This is a genomic window from Planktothricoides sp. SR001, from assembly GCF_001276715.1.
In the GTDB taxonomy this organism is placed as follows: Bacteria; Cyanobacteriota; Cyanobacteriia; order Cyanobacteriales; family Laspinemataceae; genus Planktothricoides; species Planktothricoides raciborskii.
Genome location: NZ_LIUQ01000139.1, coordinates 1 through 2000 on the forward strand (window position 1 = coordinate 1; position 2000 = coordinate 2000).

At 42.4% G+C, this 2000-nt stretch carries 4 protein-coding genes; all 4 read right to left on the bottom strand.

Going from position 1 to position 2000, the window contains the following annotated elements; translation table 11 throughout:
• Positions 1–198 (bottom strand): hypothetical protein (locus AM228_RS34705; protein WP_369817814.1); only part of this gene is annotated, 198 nt, incomplete at its 3' end.
• 13 nt (positions 199–211) lie between these two features.
• Positions 212–664, bottom strand: coding sequence for a hypothetical protein (locus AM228_RS28725; RefSeq protein WP_054470470.1), 453 nt, complete (start codon positions 662–664; stop codon positions 212–214).
• Positions 665–820: 156 nt separating this feature from the next.
• Positions 821–1339 carry a hypothetical protein gene (locus AM228_RS28730; RefSeq protein WP_054470472.1) on the bottom strand — a complete coding sequence of 173 codons (519 nt, stop codon included), beginning with the start codon at positions 1337–1339 and terminating at the stop codon, positions 821–823.
• A gap of 365 nt (positions 1340–1704) precedes the next feature.
• Positions 1705–2000, bottom strand: a 296-nt coding sequence (locus tag AM228_RS28735) for a zinc finger domain-containing protein (RefSeq protein WP_304437852.1), incomplete at its 5' end; no start/stop codon positions are given.

Sequence of the window (2000 nt, forward strand, 5' to 3'; positions counted from 1 at the left end):
TTTTCGCTCTACCATTGAAAGTTCAACGGCGATTTGTTCTGAAGTATCATTAATAATTTGATAAGACTGGGTAGCACCCGCTCCCGCAGGCTCGAATACCCTGGAAATAGGATCTAATTTGAAAGCTAATGCAGGGGAAATAGTGCTAATTAAGAGAAAAATAGCAGCAGTAAAAAAGCGAGATATCGAACGTTTCATGGGCTGATAGCTATTAATTATTATCTGTCAGGGTTAAGTTGAGGGTGTTAGTATAATTTCCCGGGTCTTGTAAAGGGGCAGGAGTATATTTGATATACAAATCCCTGATTTCTGAAGCATTAGCAGTATTATTTTGATAGGTATAAGGTGAGGGGGTGAATCCTGCACTGGGCGGTGAGGCATTATGGGGAACTGTAGTAATTTGAATAGAAATGGGAGTTTTTCCGTCTGATTTGGCTAAACTATTGCCATTTATCGTTAAAGTAAAACCATTCTGGGAAGTCGTACTTAAATTTATTGTTCCGACTTTGGTAATTTGGGTGTCTTGCCATCCCCCTTGACCTCCTAATGGCAAGTTACTTGCCTCATTACTAGGGGTAACTGTGACCGTTGCCGCTGCACAGGTGGGTTGGATAGCAGCTAATAGTAATAAACTCAAACAAGTTTGTATGAATGAAGATTTCATGGCTGAAATCAATAGGAATAACTATTTTTGAGCTAACTATTAGCCCTCGACAACATTTGAAGAGGGCTATAGCCTAAGATTTAAATTGGGCTGGGACTTTTTTATATTTTGGAATTAGGTATAGTCAAAATCAAAAATCCCAACTATTTTAGTCTTTTAATTGTCAGCTACAGTGATTGTTAGGGTATCACTATAATTACCCCGTTTGGGCAGAGTTGGGACAGAATACACAATATATAAGTCCATAGCTTTGACACCTGTGGTGGTATCAAAACCACTTGTTTCACTCTGACTGAAATTACTAAGAGCAGTACCTGAATTTGGTGTACCTGCACCATCACCAACGACTGCAACGGTGTAGCCAATGTTATCAGCAGGATTGTCACTCGATCCCAACACACCTTCGTTGGTGGAGGTTGCAGTTATGGTGATACCCGCAGTGTTGTTACTGGTGATATCAAGATCGGCGACGTGAGCAACTTGCTGACCTGCTGTCATCGGTAAGGAACTAGCAACTGAAGTTGCGGTAGCGTCAATGGCGATAATTGACTGCACAGTAGCGGAAAGAATGACACTATCATTGGCGGTATCAGCAAAGGCAGCAGATCCAAAACCGAGGGTGGTGATGGGCGCAAGAATTAAGCTGGAAGCAATTAAAGAGCGGCGTAAAGACATAGATAGTTGGATTTTGGTTCTTAAGCTAATTGTCTTAATAATACTTTACAAATGAGAGAGTGTCAAGATTTGTTAAGTATCTTTTTTATTCCCAACCAACTACCTACGACCAAGGATAATTCCGTGAAACCCTTGCTAAACAACGGTTTTAGTATATTTGCTAATAGAGGCACGAAAATTATGCCAAATGATCTATGACACAACCAGGGTGATTTCCGTGGGTTCTAGGTGGCAAATATGAGAGGCGGTTTTACCAGCTAGATGTAATATTTTCCCGGGCCTGTCCCCTCAGTAGCAGGGAGAGCCGAACCTTGCGAACTTACGGACAGCCCTATTCGTAAAGAATGCCGGGGATAAAAAAATCATTAAACCTTTTGACATTGGGGGCAAAAATGACTGGAACGCCCGCCTAACTTCAAGCGCTGAATCGGAGTGGCACAAACGCGACAAGGTTGACCCGTGCGGTTATACACCCAGGCAACACCAGCATAATTGCCATTCACACCCTGAACATTCAGAAAATGACTAAAAGTAGTACCCCCAGAGGCGATCGCCGTAGTCAAAACTTCGATCATACTCTGGTGCAATCGCTCAATTTGTGGTGATGTGAGGATGGCACAAAGCTGAGTTGGGGCGATGCCACTGAGAAATAACGCTTCAT

Coding starts and splice junctions, on each gene's coding strand:
- AM228_RS28725 (WP_054470470.1), bottom strand. CDS start 664: ATGAAATCTTCATTCATACAAACTTGTTTGAGTTTATTACTATTAGCT.
- AM228_RS28730 (WP_054470472.1), bottom strand. CDS start 1,339: ATGTCTTTACGCCGCTCTTTAATTGCTTCCAGCTTAATTCTTGCGCCC.